The sequence below is a fragment of the Chitinophaga japonensis genome (assembly GCF_007830125.1).
Classification (GTDB): Bacteria; Bacteroidota; Bacteroidia; order Chitinophagales; family Chitinophagaceae; genus Chitinophaga; species Chitinophaga japonensis.
Genome location: NZ_VLLG01000008.1, coordinates 115,348 through 132,606 on the forward strand (window position 1 = coordinate 115,348; position 17,259 = coordinate 132,606).

A 17,259-nucleotide genomic window follows, 5' to 3' on the forward strand; every position below is an offset into this window, starting at 1 on the left:
GGAGTTCTATTTGAATAAACACGCCCCCTGTTACAATTTCAAAAGAAATGGAAGCGATCCCGCAAGGCCCTCCGCCGCCGCATCCCGTATGTTTGGGCCGTTATCAAATCTGCGTTATGACCAACAGGATCGTTTTTTTCTGGGCTTTTGTAGTAGCATTAGGCGGCTTTCTTTTCGGTTTTGATACGGCCGTTATCTCCGGGGCCGAGCAATCCATCCAGCAATACTGGCAGTTAACCGGGGTACAGCATGGCCTTACCGTATCTATTGCTTTGATCGGCACCGTGTTTGGCGCGCTCACCGGCAGCATCCCTTCTGATAAGTGGGGCCGCAGGGCCACCCTGGTGCTGGTGGCGCTGGTGTATCTTTTTTCTGCGCTGGGCACTGCGCTGGCCGGCAACTGGTACCTTTTCCTGGTATGCCGTTTTATCGGCGGCCTGGGTGTAGGCGCTTCCTCTGTAACTGCGCCCGTGTACATTTCCGAGATATCGCCCGCGCAATACCGGGGGCGTATGGTAGCGCTCTTCCAGTTCAACGTGGTGTTCGGCATCCTCATTTCCTACCTGTCCAATTATTTAATAGGACAGGGCGGGGAAAATTCCTGGCGGCTGATGCTGGGCATACAGGCCGCGCCGGCGGCCCTGTTCCTGGTGCTGCTGCGCTGGGTGCCGGAAAGTCCCCGCTGGCTGCTGCTGCACCACAGGAAGGAAGCAGCCGCTGTGGCCACCCTGCAACTGATCAATCCTGCCGGTTATGAGGAGGATATGGGCACCATCCGCAGGTCGCAACAGCAGCAGCCTGCAGGCGCGCCCCGGGAAAGCCTGTTTACAGCCCGGTACCGCACGCCGGTAATGCTGGCCGTATTGTTTGCCATGTTCAACCAGGTATCCGGCATTAACGCCATTATATACTATGCGCCCCGCATTTTCGAGATGTCCGGCCTGGGCGCCGGCTCTTCCCTGTTGTCTACTTTGGGCATCGGCATTGTGAATTTCATTTCTACGCTCGCGGCTATACGGTTTATAGACCGGGTAGGCCGGCGCCGCCTGATGATGATCGGCACCATCGGGCTGATCGCTACTTTGGGACTGGTAGCCATCTCTTTTTATATGCATACCGGCGGTATTGCGGTCGTATCCTACCTGCTGATCTACATTGCCTTCTTTGCCTTTTCACAGGGCGCGGTGATATGGGTGTTCATTGCCGAGATATTTCCCAACCAGGTAAGGGCCCGCGGGCAAACGCTGGGCAGCTTTACACACTGGATCATGGCGGCGCTGATCGCTTTTATATTTCCTTACCTCGCCAGCCATATAGGAGGCGGGCATATCTTCCTTTTCTTCTGCGGGATGATGGTGCTGCAACTGCTGTTCGTATGGCGCTGGATGCCGGAAACCCGGGGGCAAACGCTGGAAGAGATAGAAATGAATATGATCATGCACTAACTATAAACATTATGAGCAATTATAACATCGTCTGCCTGGGAGAAGTATTGTGGGACATATTACCGGACAGGGAACTGCCGGGCGGGGCGCCTATGAATGTAGCTTATCACCTGCAGCAACTGTCGCAGCAGGTAGCCATGGTATCCAGGGTAGGCGCCGATGATCACGGGGAACGCCTGCTGCGGGAAATGGAACGGAAAGGCTTGTCCACCGCCTGCATCCAGCAGGATAGCGCGCATCCTACCGGCAGGGTTTATGCCCGGATGGACACGCACAACGATATGCAGTATGATATTGTATATGATGTGGCCTGGGACCATATTGCCTGGCAGGCTTCCCTGGAAAAGCTGCTTGGGTCGGAGGGATTGCAGTACATGGTATACGGCAGCCTGCTGGCCCGCCACCCGGTATCCCGGGCAGCACTGCAGCAGGCATTGCGGGCCGGTGTGCAGCAGGTGCTGGACATTAACCTGCGTGCGCCCTACTATTCCCGCGATACATTGGAATGGTTAATGGGCAGTTGCCACCTGCTGAAGCTGAACCTGGCGGAGTTGGAGCTGATCAGCGCCTGGTATGGCAGCCAGGCTTCCCACGAGGCGTGCATCCGCATGCTGGCGGACCGCTTTGACATTGATACGGTGCTGGTGACGCTGGGCAGTAAAGGATGCATCGGCTACATACAGGAGCAATTTTACTACCAGCCGGGACAGCCGGTAGAAGTAGCGGACACCATCGGCAGTGGCGATGCTTTCCTGGCGGGCTTCCTGGCCTGCCGCATCAATGGCTGCACGCCATCCTACAGCCTGGCCTACGCCAATGCGCTGGGCGCGCTGGTTGCCTCCCGCCCCGGCGGTTGTCCCGATTACGATCCACTGGAAATTACAGCTATGATAAAAGAAAGGCAGACCACGTTACCGGGCTTTGATCAATAACCCGTGCTGCAGACTGTTATCATTTAAAAACATCCACTTATGAAAAAAATCTCTTCGTACCTCCTGCCTATGCTGCTTTTTAGTTTCCTGGCCGCCGCGCAACAACGCACCATTACCGGGACGGTCACCAGCCGGCAAAACAGTACGCCCCTGCCGGGCGTTACCGTACAGGCGGGCAGCAACCATGCCATTACTGATGGCAACGGCCGTTTTACCATACAGGCCGCCACCGGCGATGTGCTTTCCTTTTCCTACATCGGCATGAAGCCGCTCACCTGGAAGATCGCTGCAGATGATAAGGCGTTGTCCATCGGGATGGAAGAAAACGCCACTGATCTCAACCAGGTGGTCGTAACGGGCTACCAGGCTCAGAAAAAGGCGGACCTGACCGGGGCCGTGTCCGTTGTAAAGGTGAGCGATATCAAGGATATCCCGCTGGGCAACCCGGTAAAAGCCCTGCAGGGCCGTGTGCCGGGCGTGTTCGTTACCACGGACGGCAATCCTAACAGCAACGCCACGGTGCGCATACGCGGCATTGGTACGCTGGGCAACAATGACCCGCTGTACGTGATCGACGGCATTCCTACCAAAAGAGGATTGCAGGAGCTGAACCAGAACGATATTGAATCCATGCAGGTGCTGAAGGACGCTTCCGCCGCCACCATCTATGGCTCCCGCGCCGCCAACGGGGTGATCATCATCACCACCAAAAAAGCGAAAAAGGGATACAGCCGTATCAGCGTAGACGCCGCCACTTCCCTGCAGTACTATAATACCAAGATCAAAACGCTGAACACGGAGGGCCGGGGCCGCGCTTACTGGCAGGCTGCGGTGAACGACCGAACAGATCCCAACAACAACCAGATATACCAGTATGACTGGAACGGGGATTATGATAACCCCGTGCTCAATAGCGTGATCCTGCCGGAATTTATAGACGCCGCGCAAACCATGCGGCCGGCAGACACTTACTGGTATGATGAGATTGCGCAAACTTCCCTGCTGCAGAATTATAATATATCGCTGACCAATGGCGGCGAGCGGGGCAACTCCTTTTTTTCCGTAGGGCTGTACCATAACAAAGGCATTGTAAGGCAAACCAGCCAGCAGAAGCTCACGGCCCGCTTTAACACGGATTATTCCTTTTTCAAGGGCCGCCTGAAAATAGGCGAGAACCTTTCCGCTTCTTACATTAAAGATGCGTTGCTGCCTGCCTCCGATATTCTTTTCACTGCCCTGGTGCAACAGCCCGTAGTGCCGGTGCACACGGTGGACGGCGGCTGGGGTGGGCCGGCGCCTGGCATGACGGACCGGCATAACCCGGTAAGGCTCATAGCAGACAACCGCCAGAACAAAAGCCATTTTGCGAGGCTGTTCGGCAATGCCTACGCCGACCTGGAGATCATTCCCGACCTGCATTTCAGGAGCAGCTTTGGTATTGACTACAACGGCACGTACCAGCGTACCCTGCGGAAATCCTACACCTCCGGTTTCCTGTCGGACCCCAGCAATTTCTCCCAAACCTCCCAGGAGTACAATGGCAACTGGGTATGGCAGAATACCCTTACCTACAACCTGGCGCTCCGGAAGCACCGCTTTGATTTCCTGCTGGGTGAGGAACAGATCAAATACATGATGCAGCGCTTTTCCGCCAGCCGGCAGGGGTATGCATTGGAGAATATTGATTATGCTTACCTGGATGCCGGCTCCTCCAACAAGGATAATGGTGGCAACGGAAGCGGGTATACGTTATTGTCTTATTTCGGGAAGATCAATTATGTGTATGACAACCGCTACCTGGCTTCCTTTACCCTGCGCCGCGACGGCTCTTCCCGCTTCGGGGAGGATAACCGTTTCGGCATGTTCCCGGCCTTTTCCCTGGGGTGGCGCCTCAGCGAGGAAGCTTTCATCAAATCTTCCCTGCCCTTTGTCTCCGACCTGAAGCTGCGCTACGGCTGGGGTAAGAGCGGCAACCAGGAGATTGCCAACAATGCTACCTACACGCTGTACTCCGCCATTTACGGCATAGATCCTACCTGGGAATTTGACAGCGGCAGCGCCTATGACCTGAACGGCGCCGGTTCCGGGCAATTGTCCTCCGGCTATACACTGATCCAGCAGGGTAATCCTTCCCTGAAATGGGAAAGCACTATGGAGTCCAATATCGGCCTGGATATCGGGCTGTTTGACAACCGCCTTTCCGGCTCCGTGGATTATTTCATCCGCAAAACCTCGGATATCCTGATCAGTCCTGCCTACCTGGCCGTGATCGGGGAAGGGGGCACCCGTTTTGTAAATGGCGCGGCCATGCAGAACAAGGGCCTGGAAATATTATTGTCCTATAACGGCAACATAGCGCCCGGCCTGGCATTGACCGTTACCGGCAACCTGGCCACCTACCGCAACCAGGTCACCAGCCTGCCGGCCGAAGTGCTGACCTCCTACCCGGGCAACGGGCAGGACAAGACCATCCTGGGCCGTTCCATTAACTCCACTTTCGGCTATGTGGCCGACGGCATTTTCCGTTCCCAGAAGGAAGTGGATGAACATGCGGACCAGGTGGGCAAAGGCCTTGGTCGCATCCGCTTTAAGGACCTGAATGCGGACGGCGTGATCGACGACAAGGACCGCGATTATATCGGCAAGGGGGATCCCGATTTTACCTACGGCCTCAATGTATCGCTGGAGTACAAGCATTTTGACCTGACCTTTTTCCTGCAGGGCGTACAAGGCATACAGGTGTACAACACGTTCAAGACCTATACGGATTTTGCTTCCATCTGGCCCGGCACTAACTGGGGCGAGCGTACACTGGAAGCATGGACGCCGCAAAACCCGGATGCCGGCATACCTGCCCTGACGCTGGTGGACCGCAATAACGAGAACAGGACCTCCACCTACTTCCTGGAATCCGGCTCTTACCTGAAGCTGCGGAACCTGCAACTGGGCTACAGCTTCCGGCATTTGTTCGGCAACCGCCTGCAAAATGCCAGGGTATACATCCAGGGTAGTAACCTGCTCACCTTTAAGAGCAGCTCGTTTACCGCCACCGACCCGGAGAATCCTAACAACGCCTATCCCATACCGGTGATCGGCACCATAGGACTGAACCTGTCTTTTTAAAAAGTAAAAATCGAGACAATGCAAAAGCACATTATCTATATAGCACTTTGCTGCATGCTGCTCAGCGCCTGCAGCAACTTCCTGGACCAGACGCCGCAGGCCGTTATTGCAGGCGACGACCTGAACACGCCGGAGAACGTGGAGAAGATGGTGACGGCCGCCTATTCCGCGTTAGGCAATGATCACTATACCGCCCCTTATTCCAGCATGTGGCCCTATGGCAACATCCGGAGCGGGGATGCCTATAAGGGCGGCGACGGCGCCGGTGATATCAGCGATTTTCATTTTTACGAGACCTTTTCCCTGAACCGGGTGGACAACGGCGCTTCCGACCTGGTATGGTTTCGCCTGTACGTATGCATAGGACGGGTGAATGATGCACTGGGCCGCCTGAACGGGATCAGTGAAGATGCCTTCCCCGACAAACAGACCCGGCAGGCGGAAATGCGTTTTCTGCGGGGGCATTACTACTTCCTGCTGAAGATATTGTTCAAATATGTGCCGTATATCGATGAGACCATTCCCAAGGAAAACTATGACACCATATCCAACCGGGTGTATACGGATGAGGAGCTTTGGACAAAGATCGCGGACGACTTCCGTTTTGCCGCCGCCCACCTGCCGGGTATGCAGCCGGAAAAAGGCCGCGCCAGTAAATATGCGGCAAAGGCCTACCTGGCCAAAACGCTGCTGTACCAGGCCTATAAGCAGGACCAGCAAAACGCCGTTACCGGCATAGACGCCGCCCTGCTGCAGGAAGTAAATACGCTGTGCGATGAGGTGATCAGCTCCGGCGGCTACCAATTGGCCGCAGACTTTGCGGACAACTTCCTTTCGGCCAGGGAAAACGGTCCTGAATCCGTGTTTGCCATCCAGTATTCCAAAGACGATGGTACGCCTAAAGGGAGGCTGGACTACGGGCATGCGCTGGATTATCCCATGAACCAGGACTACGGCTGCTGCGGTTTTCACTCGCCCAGCGCCAACCTGGTGAACGCTTTTAAAACGGATGGCAGCGGCCTTCCCATGTTCAGTACTTTCAACAACACGAACATTACCAACGAAAGCGATTTTCACACCTATACTTTTGATCCGCGTTTAGACCATACCGTAGCCATACCCGGGCATCCGTACAAGTATGATCCCGCGTTCATTTACCAGCGCTCCTGGGCGCGTGCGCCGGAAGTGTACGGTGCTTACCTGAGCCTGAAGGAAGCGGTATTACCTGGTGATCCCGCCTTCCAGAAGGTGCCGCCTTTCATGTCCAGCTCCAAGAACTGGCCCATCATCCGTTTTGCAGATGTGCTGTTGTTCAAGGCCGAAGCGCTGATTGAGCTGGGTCGCCAGAACGAGGCGCTGCCGCTTATTAACCGTATACGGGAAAGGGCGGCCGCCAGCACAGCCTTGTTGAAGCAGGCAAACGGCGATTATGTTTCCAGTTACAACATCAGCACCTACCAGCCCGGCGTTAACTGCACCTGGACACAGGACTTTGCCCGGCAGGCCTTACGCTGGGAGCGCCGCCTGGAATTTGCCATGGAAGGTTACCGCTTCTTTGACCTGGTGCGCTGGGGCATTGCCGCGGAATACCTCAATGCGTATTTCGCTGTGGAGAAGACCCGCAGCGCTCACCTGGGTGACGCCGTGTTTAAAAAAGGCAGGGACGAATACCTGCCTGTTCCCCTGAACCAGATTAATTTTAGTAAAGGATTATATCAGCAGAATACAGGCTGGTAAGATTTTTAATAAATTCAGACTATTATGAAGAGAAGCATGTTATCTGTTTTGCTGGCCGGCCTGTGGCCCCTGCTGGTGCAGGCGCAGCAGGAGGCGGTGCCCACCCCGCAGTGGCGCCCGGTATACCATTTCACGCCTCCGAAGAACTGGACCAATGATCCCAACGGCCTGATCTACCTGGATGGCGTATATCACCTCTATTACCAGCATAACCCCTATGAGAACAAATGGGGGCATATGAGCTGGGGGCATGCCACCAGCAAAGACCTGTTGCACTGGAAGCACCTCCCGGTAGCCATCCCGGAAATCGTAACAAAGGATACCACCACCTGGATATTCTCCGGCTCCGCCGTGCTGGACCAGCATAATACCAGCGGCTTTGGAAAGAACGGGAAAGCTCCGCTGGTGGCCATTTATACGGCAGACCAGCCCAAGCAGAAAAAGGAGTCGCAGTTCATTGCCTACAGCAATGACGGCGGGCTTACCTACACCAACTATCCCGGCAACCCGGTAGTGGACCTTAATAAGAAGGACTTCCGCGATCCCAGTGTAATATGGCTGGAAGACCAGCAGCAATGGCTGATGACCGTAGCGCTGCCGGCAGCGCATAAAATACAGTTCTATAGCTCCGCCGATCTTAAAGAATGGAAGCTGCTGAGCGAGTTCGGTGACCAGGGCGACACCCGCAAGATATGGGAATGCCCTTCCCTGACGCCCATTTTCGTGGATGGCGACACCACCCGGAAAAAATGGCTGCTCATGATCTCCTCCGGCAACCCGGATGCTGCCACCGGCATGCAGTATTTTGTTGGTGATTTTGACGGTAAAACATTCACCAACGACCATCCGCCGGGGCATAAAATGTTCGTGGATTATGGCCGCACGTTCTACGCCGCTATTCCTTACAATAACCTGCCGGGCAACCGGCAGACCATGCTGGGCTGGCTTATGCCCTTTGAAACGCCCACCTGGCCCTGGCGGGGGCAGATGTCCATAGCGCGGGACCTGCTTTTGAAAAGCACCCCGGAAGGCGTGCGCCTGTTCCAGCAACCTTCGGAAGTATTGTATGCGGTCCTGGAAAAACTGCCGGCTGCCCGGAAAATGCAGAAGGAAAATGTTACGCTCCGCGGTGAACTGCCGCTTGGCGGAGCAAAGCAGTTCCACAACAATGCCTGGTGGATAGAGGCGGAGCTGACACCCGGTACGGCGGAAACGACCGGCTTCAAAATTGCCAGGCAAATGTCCGGCAATAAAGTAGTGGCGGAAACGGTAGTGGGCTATCATTCCCAACGCGGAGAGCTGGTTATTGCGCAGGTGAAGGACGGAAAGGGGACCGGGGAACCGGAACGTGTGCCTGTAAAGCCGGTGAACGGCAAGCTAAAGCTGCAGGTGCTGCTGGATAAGTCGTCCCTGGAAGTGTTTGTGAACGGTGGAGAAAAGGTGATCACCACGCTGATATTCCCGGAAAAGGGCGCTACCGGACTGGCTGCCTTTGCGGAGAACGGCGAGGCAAAGCTGGATAGGCTGAAGGCCTGGGACCTGGGTAAGTAAGCGCAGGCATCAGGCAAACGCCTTCAGATCCGGTAGGATCTGAAGGCGTTTATGCGTAATAGTGGTTATGCCCGGGCGCGCAGAGTTTTGATCACGGCAGCCAGGCGTTCATGGCCATAGCCCGCTGTGCGCGCCTTGTTAAAGAGCTGCAGCGTAGCGGTGGGTATCTCGGCATTGATGCCGGCTTCCCCCGCCTGCCGGATCAGCAGGTCAAAGGTGGAGGCGCAGATCTCCAGGGAGCTTTCCGGCGCGCCGTAGTTTTCCTGCCGGATGTCCCTGCTCGTATCCTTCACCATTTCTCCCAGTACGGGCGCAATCTCCGCGATCATGCCGCCCAGTGCATCTACCGGTATGCCTTCTGCTTCCATAATGCGTGCGCCATGGAAAAATCCCATCATCATCCCGAACATGCTGGAAAGCACGGAGAGGTCCCAGGCCGCTGCCGCTCCCGCCGCTTCTCCCATGTAGAGCAGGGTGCCTGCCAGCGCTTTTAACAGGGGCTCGCCCTGCCGGTAGGCGTCCGCGGTTCCGGACAGGAAGATAGGAGTATCCGGCCGTCCCATTTGCGAAGGCGTGGCCAGGATAGCGCCGTCCAGGTAGCTGGCGCCCTTACTGTGCGCCCAGGCGGCGGCATCGCGTGCATCCTGCGGCGTTCCGGTGCTTAGTTGCACCAGCAGGCGGCCCGCCAGCAGGGCGCTGATAGCGTCCGTTCCCAGCAGGTCATTGGTGGTCCTGTAATCTGTAACGCAAATAATAATGACGGGGCTGGCCTGTATGGCAGCCGCGAGGTCTGCGGTAAAAACAGCGCCCTGGTTCACCAGCGGCTGCGCTTTTTCCCTGCTTCTGTTCCAGGCGGTAACGGCATACCCCTTGCCAAGCAGCAGCCGGGCCAGCACGGCTCCCATGGCGCCCAGGCCGATCACTGTCACCTGATTCGTTTTATCCATTGTTGTTGTCATGTTGCGGAGGTTTTTATTGACATTAAAAACTCACTGCAAATTGACGGTTACCGGGAACAGGAACAATACGGGATATTATGTTCGGATAGGGAAAATTTTTTCCCTGTGTCACAAAACGGGACCTATGGTTAAATTTGCTGACAGCAAAACAAAGCGCTATGTACGAAAAGAAGATCCCGAAAAGTTTTGAATGTGGTATGGCCGTCCTCATGGAGATCATAGGCGGCAAATGGAAATCGTACATGGTCTTTCTCATTCACAAAGGCGTACGCCGGCCCAGCGAGCTGCAGCGGGCCGTACCTTCCGCCAGCCGCCGGGTGCTGAACCTGCAGCTCCGGGAGCTGGAATTTCATGGCATCGTAAAGCGGGTGATCTACCCCGAAGCGCCTCCCCGCGTAGAATATTTTCTTACGGAATTCGGAACATCCCTGATGCCGGTAGTGACGGCAATGGATAACTGGGGGACCGGTTACCTGGGCGCTTTCAAAGCCTTAATGGAAAAGAAACAGGCGCCGGCCCCCGCAGCAGCCATGCAATAAGTTTGGATCTTATCTGTTCAGCAGCTTCATGGAAGCTTCACTATAGCGCGCGCCCTGCACCGGATAACGGTCCACGACGGCCTGTATGGCAGACAGGTCGGCTGCGGATAGTTGTACATCCACTGCGCCCGCATTTTCTTCCAGGTACTTTCTCTTTTTAGTGCCCGGTATGGGAATAATATCTTCTCCCTGCGCCAGCACCCAGGCCAGGGCCAATTGCGCCGGTGTGCAGCCTTTGTCCTGCGCCAGCGCGGCGAAGGCCTGTGTGAGCGCCTGGTTGTTGTCCAGGTTGCTGCCGCTGAAGCGGGGCATTGTTTTACGGAAATCGTTATCGGGCAGGCTGTTTACATCCAGCGCGTTGGTGATCAGCCCCCGGGCCAGCGGGGAGTAGGGGATGAGTGAAATGCCCAGTTCCCGGCAGGTATCCAGTATTTCGCCCTCCACATCCCGGGTCAGCAAGGAGTACTCTGACTGCAGGGCGGAAATAGGATGCACGGCATGCGCCCTGCGGATGGTGTGCGCTGCGGCTTCGCTTAATCCCAGGTAGCGCACCTTGCCGGCCTTTACCAGTTCCGCCATGGCGCCTACGGTTTCTTCAATGGGAACTTTGGGGTCTATCCGGTGCGCATAATAAAGATCGATCGTATCAATACCCAGGCGCTGCAGGCTGTAGTCCGCGGCCTGCTTCACCCATTCGGGGGAGCCGTCTACATAAGCGCCCGGGCTGCCGCTGGAAGGCGTGCCGCTGCCGGCGGGCACATCATCCCGGAACCGCATGGCGAATTTGGTGGCGATAAAAACTTTATCGCGGTTAGGTACCAGCACTTTCGATACCAGCTTTTCATTTTCACCCCGGCCGTACATATCCGCGGTGTCCCAGAAATTAATGCCCAGGTCCAGCGCCTTGTGCAGGGTGGCAATGCTTTCCGCATCGTCCGCGCCGCTGTAAAAAGCGCTCATGCCCATGCAGCCCAGTCCCAGGGCGGATAATTGTTCATTGGTTTTTCCCAGCGTTCTGTATTGCATAACCTACAAGATTTTGTAGCAACAAAATTAGGGAGCTGGTACCGGCCGGCCGTTGTAATATTCAAAGGGATTATTGTAAAAATCAAACACCGGGGCCATCCATGCCACCGGCTTTCATTTTGATAAGTTTTTGTAAGTTTATTGAATGAAGCAACACCACGTTCTGTACCTGATCATATGCATGCTTTACGGCATGCGCTTACCCGCACAACAACAGGAAACAACAATTGTAGACGTTTGTATCTATGGCGGCACTTCAGCCGGCGTGATCGCTGCCTATACGGCGAAGCAAACGGGAAAAACAGTATTACTGGTAGAACCGGGCCGGCACCTGGGCGGCATGAGCAGCGGCGGGCTGGGGTATACTGATATCGGGAACAAGTATGCCATTACCGGGCTTGCCCGCGACTTCTATCGCAGGATAGGCCGGCATTACGGGAAATTTGAGCAATGGACCTTTGAGCCCGGAGTGGCGGAAGCCACCTTCCGCGATTATATTAAAAGGGCGGATGTGCCGGTATGGTATGAGCAGCGCCTGAAGGCGGTGAAGAAGGAAGGTAACCTGATCCGCAGCATTATCCTGGAAAGCAACCGTACCGTGCAGGCCAAAATGTTCATAGACTGCACTTACGAAGGCGACCTGATGGCGCAGGCGGGCGTATCTTATACGGTAGGCCGTGAGGCCAACAGCCGGTATGGCGAGACCTTTAACGGCGTGCAATTGATGAACGGGCACCAGATGCTGGATGGCATTGACCCCTACAAGGAGAAAGGCAACCCGGCCAGCGGCCTGGTATGGGGCGTGAACGACCATGCGCTGCAACCCGCCGGCAGCGGCGATAAAAAAGTACAGGCCTATAATTTTCGCATCTGCCTTACAGATGATCCGGCCAATCGCATTCCCATTACCCAACCGGAAAATTATCACCCGGAATGGTATGAGCTGCTCCTGCGGCTCATGGAGAAAAGGCCCTGGAAATCCCTGCAGGACGGCTTCATCTGGAGCAGGATGCCCAATCACAAAACCGATATCAACAACCGGAACGGTTTTTCCACTGACATGATCGGCATGAACTGGGACTACCCGGAAGCGGATTATGCCACCCGCGAAAAAATATGGCAGGCGCATGTGGCTTATACAAAAGGCTTGTTATACTTTGTAGGCAACGATCCCCGTGTACCGGCGCATATCCGTAAGGAGATGCAGCAATGGGGATACCCGAAGGACGAATACACTGACAATGGCCACTGGACCCACCAGCTCTATGTGCGGGAAGCGCGCAGGATGGTCGGCGCGCTGGTCATGACCCAACACCATTGCCAGGGCAGGGAGGTAGTAACGGATGGCGTGGGCATGGCCGCCTACACCATGGACTCGCATAATTGCGACCGCTTGATTGTGAACGGCATGGTAAAGAATGAAGGCAATGTGGAAGAGGGCGGCTTCGGCCCGTATCCCATCTCTTACCGCGCTATCATACCCAGGCAGCCGGAAGCCGCCAACCTGTTTGTGCCGGTGTGCCTGTCCGCTACGCATATCGCCTATGGCTCCATTCGTATGGAACCGGTGTTCATGGTGCTGGGGCAGTCGGCCGCAGTAGCCGCCGGTATGGCTATTGATGCCGGGGTGCCGGTACAGCAGGTGAACGTAAAAGCATTGCAGGCGCAACTGGAAAAAGATCCTTTGGTAGACGGCTCCATACCGGAAATACTGGTGGATAATAATAACCCGGAACGGGTGCAGGTGACCGGCAACTGGACACTGGAAAAAAGAGGCGGTTACGGTCCGGATTACCTGGCAGCAACAGGAGGGCAGGGGACCGCCAGGTTTAAGCCTGCGATAGCCCGCAGCAGCAGTTACGATATATATGCCTACTTCCCGAAAACGAAAGACCTGGCGCCGGAAACGGCCATCACGGTTTTTGACGGCAAAAAGAGCAGGCAGGTAACGATCCGCAGCACGGATATTGAGGTGATAGGACAAACTTCCGGGGAGTGGGTGCACCTGGGAACCTACCAACTGGATAAAGGAACGGCGCCTTATGTAGAGGTATCTGCAGCAGGCGCAGCCGGCACCATCGTGGCAGATGCCATGCTGCTGGTGCCGCGCTAGGGAATAAGGGCGCGGCGCGTCATATACTGCGCCCGCTTTCTCCTGCCTGCAAACGCCGGTGCTTCCCCGTAAAATATACGATAGCGGTCACGGTGCCGGCCAGGCCCGTTATCCCGGTTATCATTACCAGTTGCAGGTAAAAATGCAGCCAGTTGGCTTCTACCTTCAGCACCGTTTTCATCAGCAGTACGCCCACGCTGCCCAGGTAGCCGAAGGAGTCCGCCAGGTAAATGAGGAAGCCCACATTGCCGGCAAAACGAAAAGCAGCGATAAACCGGTCGAACAGGATGCTGTTATAAGGGATATACACCATGTACAGGCCCAGGCCCACCAGCAGCATCCAGGTGTACAATGATACGTGTTGCTGCTGGTATAGCACGGTGATGAGCAGGGTGATGCTGAAGCCCAGCAGCATCATGACCTGCGACAGCATAAAAGCGCGGAAATTGTTGCGCAGCAGGATCATGGCGGCGATCAGCACCAGGATGATAATACTGATAACCGTTTCCGTACTGGCAAAAACGCCGGCCTCAAATACTTCCCCGGATTCCCGCCACATATCTGCCATAAAATTGTCCCGCACTTCCCGGAGGATGGTGACCAGCACATAAATGAGCACCAGCGCCCCGATACCGGGCAGGAACGCAGACAGCAGCGCTTTTCGTTGGTGCGCGGGCATGGGCAGCCGTTCCATCCGTTGTTGCTGGTCCAGCGCGTCCGGCGGGGGGATCTTTTCCAGCAGGTATACAAACAGTAATAAAGGTGGCATAAAAATACATCCCACCACAAAAGGCATCCAGTACTGGCTCACCTCCCATTGATCCATCACCCATTGCGCCGTGGACTTGGCCAGCCCCGAAGCGAAGATGAAGCTGACTGCCAGGGCGGCGCTGATAAGGTCCGTTGTGCGCCGGCCTTCCACGTAGGAGAACACCACGCCCCACAGCATGCCCAGGGGAAACCCGTTGATGAGCAGGCACCAGAAATTATACGGCGCCGGCAGCAGAGCAAACAGCAACCAGGCTATCCAGGCAATACCGGTGAGCAGCAGGATCAATTGTCCCCGGCCTATCCGCTTCATTTCTGAAATGAACCGGATGCCATAGAACTTGCTGAGCATATACCCCGTCACCTGCGTGATCACCAGCACGATCTTATAATCCATGCCGAATACGGTATGACCGGCATAAGGCGCTACATTGAAGGCTTTGCGGAAAGCAAAGATGCAGGTGTACGCGGAAAAACTGACGATGGCCGCCAGCACGGCTACCATGATCTGCCGGGAGCTGAAGGCGGTGGGTGCTTTGGTTGAATGGTTCAAGTGCTGATACAGAGGATTGGTAATGCTTCCAATTTAAGGTGTTAAGGGGATAAATACAACTGTGCGCCTTTATTGCTGCCGGGGAAACCGTATATTTAAGGAAGCCGTCAGGATGCCACACCGTTTTTATGCTGATCAATAACCTGGGCCTTGGCCCCATACAGTTGGGAGAAAATATAGCCGCTGTCCCCGAACGCAAGCCCCTTGATGCGGAGGACCGGAAGCTGTTCATACCTATGCCGGGACCGGAGTGCTGGTATAAACTCCCGGGAAATATTTTTAGCCTGGAAAACGGGCTGGGGGATGCCTTCCCCGCCAGGTATGTATTCTTTGCCGGCGGGCCTGACGGGAGAATAAATATGATCCAGGTATTCCCCGATCGGGAGCTGTATCCGGAGATGGCAGTTGAAGGTTGTCTGACCAAACTTTTTGGCCTGGCTAACGTGGCCAGGGGCAACCTGTTGGGCAACGAAAGCCCTGTTCATTATTTCTGGGTAACGGATGATAAGACGGTGCAGGTGTATTATTCGGAAACATTCAGCGAGATGAATGGATGGCCCTATTTAAGCTTTTGGTTTTTGAATGACCGGGAGGCAGTAGCGAGGTACAAGCTGGTGCACAGGACCTGGAGAGTGGATAAGGAAGCAGGTCCCGCATGACCCGTCAGCACTCGGAATAGTCGGCAGAAAACGTCCCGTTAACAGCATATAACTGATCTATCCGGATCTCCGTCTGGTCTTCCAGCTTTAGCCACTGCCGGCCGTCGCGTTCAAAGATGTTCTCAATAAGACCATTCGCGCGGGTAACGCCATTGTCGTCGTACAATATGGCTACGGGCTGTTGCTGCTGGAAAAGTTCCAGCACCAGGGGGTAAAAACTGCCGCCGCTTGGGATGGTTGCTCTTGTATCCATAATAAACTAATGAAGTGCTGTTGCCCCAAATGTACAGATTTCCCGGGGATGTGCAATTGAGCCCCCTTTTTGATGAACGGCCTTGCACTCCCTGCGTACAATACCTATATTGCGCCACTAATTTATTGATAGAACGTTATGGTACTTAGATCGAGAAAAAATTCTGGCTGGTCTTTGGCAGGTTTTGTATGCCTGTGCAGCGCCGGCCTTGTCTTAAGCGGGACCGCTGCGGGCCAGTCCGCCGGCGTCTCCCTGCAGGACCTTTCCGCTTTCCGCGATCCTGGTGAAAGCTGGCAGCTTGCAGCGGATGTTTCAGCAGACCTTAATAAACGCGACGTATTGTTTCCCACCCGGGGAGCAGGCGTGCTGGTAAACCTGCCCGACAGGAAGCACCCCGGCCGGGATCTGTACTCCCGGGAGGAGTATGGCGATATGGAGCTGGAGCTGGATTACATGATGGCGCCCGGCTCCAATTCCGGCATTTACCTGCAGGGCAGGTATGAAGTGCAGTTGCTGGATAGCTGGGGCGTAACCACTGCTCCCCGCCCCGGTGACAACGGCGGTATTTACGAGCGTTGGGACGATCAGCGCCCGGAGGGACAGAAAGGCTATGAAGGGTATGCGCCCCGCACGAATGTAAGCCGCGCCCCGGGCCTCTGGCAGCACTTGAAGATCGCTTTCCGTGCGCCCCGCTTTGATGCGGCCGGCCATAAGACCGCCAATGCAAGAATGTTGCGTGTGGCGCTGAATGGTGTGGTTATCCATGAAGACGTGGAGCTGATGGGCCCTACCCGCGGCGCCATGGGCGGCGATGAAAAACCTGTGGGGCCCTTGCGTATCCAGGGCGATCACGGCGCGGTAGCTTTCCGTAACATCCGCATTAAAACCGGTGAGCCCCACCAGGAGGAGAGGGGCTTTAGCCGCCGTGACGAGGTGGACCCCATCCTGGTGGATGCCACCTCCAATACCATCCTGCGCAGCTTTATGGACGTACCGGGCGGCCCGCGCATTCCGCACGCGGTTTCGGTAGGCAGCCCCAGGCAGGTGCACTATACTTACGATATGGACAAAGGCATGTTGCTGCAGGTGTGGCGTGGTGGTTTCCTGGATGCTACTCCCATGTGGCATGACAGGGGCAACGGCTGTTCCCGCCCGCGCGGCGCGGTGCAGCACCTGGGCAAGCCGGCATTTACCCTGGCTAAACTGTCCTCCCCCGATGCCGCCTGGATCACTGACAGCACCGGCACGGGCTATCGTCCCAAGGGCTATGTGCTGGATGAGCAGGACAGGCCGGCTTTCCGCTACCTGGTGTATGGCGCTGCCGTTACGGATGTTATAAAAGTACTGGAAGACGGGCATGGCCTGCGCAGGGAGCTGACCGTGGAAAACCCTGCTGAAGGCCTGTACGCAAAGCTGGCGGAAGGCAGCGTGATAGAAGCGCAGCCCGGTGGCTTGTACATCGTAGATGGCCGGTCCTATTACCTGCAACTGGAAGACGCAAAAGGCCTCAAACCCGTAGTGCGCGAAAGCGGCGGGCGCCAGGAGCTGATCGTTCCGGTAAAGGGAAAACTGGCTTATTCCATACTTTTTTAAATTTTGGG

13 protein-coding genes are annotated in these 17,259 nt (G+C 55.7%); 9 read left to right on the top strand and 4 right to left on the bottom strand.

Features of this window, described 5'->3' with window-relative positions:
* The first annotated feature begins 116 nt into the window (after positions 1 to 116).
* The 5 genes from LX66_RS27480 to LX66_RS27500 are packed head-to-tail and all read left to right on the top strand — an operon-like array spanning position 117 to position 8,788.
* Positions 117 to 1,445, top strand: a complete 1,329-nt coding sequence (locus tag LX66_RS27480; protein WP_145719506.1) for a sugar porter family MFS transporter — start codon at positions 117 to 119, stop codon at positions 1,443 to 1,445.
* An 11-nt stretch (positions 1,446 to 1,456) separates the two neighbouring features.
* Complete coding sequence (locus LX66_RS27485) at positions 1,457 to 2,377, top strand: carbohydrate kinase family protein (protein WP_158642782.1); 921 nt, start codon at positions 1,457 to 1,459, stop codon at positions 2,375 to 2,377.
* A 39-nt stretch (positions 2,378 to 2,416) separates the two neighbouring features.
* Positions 2,417 to 5,500, top strand: coding sequence for a SusC/RagA family TonB-linked outer membrane protein (locus tag LX66_RS27490; protein WP_145719509.1), 3,084 nt, complete (start codon positions 2,417 to 2,419; stop codon positions 5,498 to 5,500).
* Between the two features lie 18 nt (positions 5,501 to 5,518).
* The gene (locus LX66_RS27495; RefSeq protein WP_145719510.1) at positions 5,519 to 7,237 is read left to right on the top strand and encodes a RagB/SusD family nutrient uptake outer membrane protein; all 1,719 of its coding nucleotides are present in this window, start codon (positions 5,519 to 5,521) and stop codon (positions 7,235 to 7,237) included.
* Between the two features lie 24 nt (positions 7,238 to 7,261).
* Positions 7,262 to 8,788, top strand: coding sequence for a glycoside hydrolase family 32 protein (locus LX66_RS27500; RefSeq protein ID WP_244620532.1), 1,527 nt, complete (start codon positions 7,262 to 7,264; stop codon positions 8,786 to 8,788).
* 65 nt (positions 8,789 to 8,853) lie between these two features.
* Here LX66_RS27500 and LX66_RS27505 read toward each other — a convergent pair whose 3' ends face one another.
* A complete protein-coding gene (locus LX66_RS27505; RefSeq protein ID WP_211366601.1) occupies positions 8,854 to 9,747 on the bottom strand; it encodes an NAD(P)-dependent oxidoreductase in 894 nt (297 codons plus the stop codon).
* A 158-nt stretch (positions 9,748 to 9,905) separates the two neighbouring features.
* Here LX66_RS27505 and LX66_RS27510 point away from each other — a divergent pair, with 158 nt between their 5' ends.
* On the top strand, positions 9,906 to 10,286 hold the full coding sequence (locus LX66_RS27510; protein WP_145719511.1) for a winged helix-turn-helix transcriptional regulator: 381 nt from the start codon (positions 9,906 to 9,908) through the stop codon (positions 10,284 to 10,286).
* Positions 10,287 to 10,295: 9 nt separating this feature from the next.
* On the opposite strand, the gene LX66_RS27515 is transcribed toward LX66_RS27510, so the two are convergent.
* Positions 10,296 to 11,312, bottom strand: a complete 1,017-nt coding sequence (locus LX66_RS27515; protein WP_145719513.1) for an aldo/keto reductase — start codon at positions 11,310 to 11,312, stop codon at positions 10,296 to 10,298.
* 145 nt (positions 11,313 to 11,457) lie between these two features.
* Between LX66_RS27515 and LX66_RS27520 the strand changes: the two genes are divergently transcribed.
* Complete coding sequence (locus LX66_RS27520) at positions 11,458 to 13,425, top strand: FAD-dependent oxidoreductase (protein WP_145719514.1); 1,968 nt, start codon at positions 11,458 to 11,460, stop codon at positions 13,423 to 13,425.
* 19 nt (positions 13,426 to 13,444) lie between these two features.
* Here LX66_RS27520 and LX66_RS27525 read toward each other — a convergent pair whose 3' ends face one another.
* Complete coding sequence (locus tag LX66_RS27525) at positions 13,445 to 14,746, bottom strand: DUF5690 family protein (RefSeq protein WP_244620533.1); 1,302 nt, start codon at positions 14,744 to 14,746, stop codon at positions 13,445 to 13,447.
* A gap of 128 nt (positions 14,747 to 14,874) precedes the next feature.
* Between LX66_RS27525 and LX66_RS27530 the strand changes: the two genes are divergently transcribed.
* Entirely contained in the window at positions 14,875 to 15,405 is a 531-nt protein-coding gene (locus tag LX66_RS27530; RefSeq protein ID WP_145719515.1) for a hypothetical protein, read from the top strand.
* A 4-nt stretch (positions 15,406 to 15,409) separates the two neighbouring features.
* Here the strand turns inward: LX66_RS27530 and LX66_RS27535 are convergent, their stop codons facing one another.
* Complete coding sequence (locus LX66_RS27535; protein ID WP_145719530.1) at positions 15,410 to 15,658, bottom strand: hypothetical protein; 249 nt, start codon at positions 15,656 to 15,658, stop codon at positions 15,410 to 15,412.
* A 174-nt stretch (positions 15,659 to 15,832) separates the two neighbouring features.
* Between LX66_RS27535 and LX66_RS27540 the strand changes: the two genes are divergently transcribed.
* On the top strand, positions 15,833 to 17,251 hold the full coding sequence (locus LX66_RS27540; protein WP_244620534.1) for a 3-keto-disaccharide hydrolase: 1,419 nt from the start codon (positions 15,833 to 15,835) through the stop codon (positions 17,249 to 17,251).
* Positions 17,252 to 17,259 lie beyond the last annotated feature (8 nt).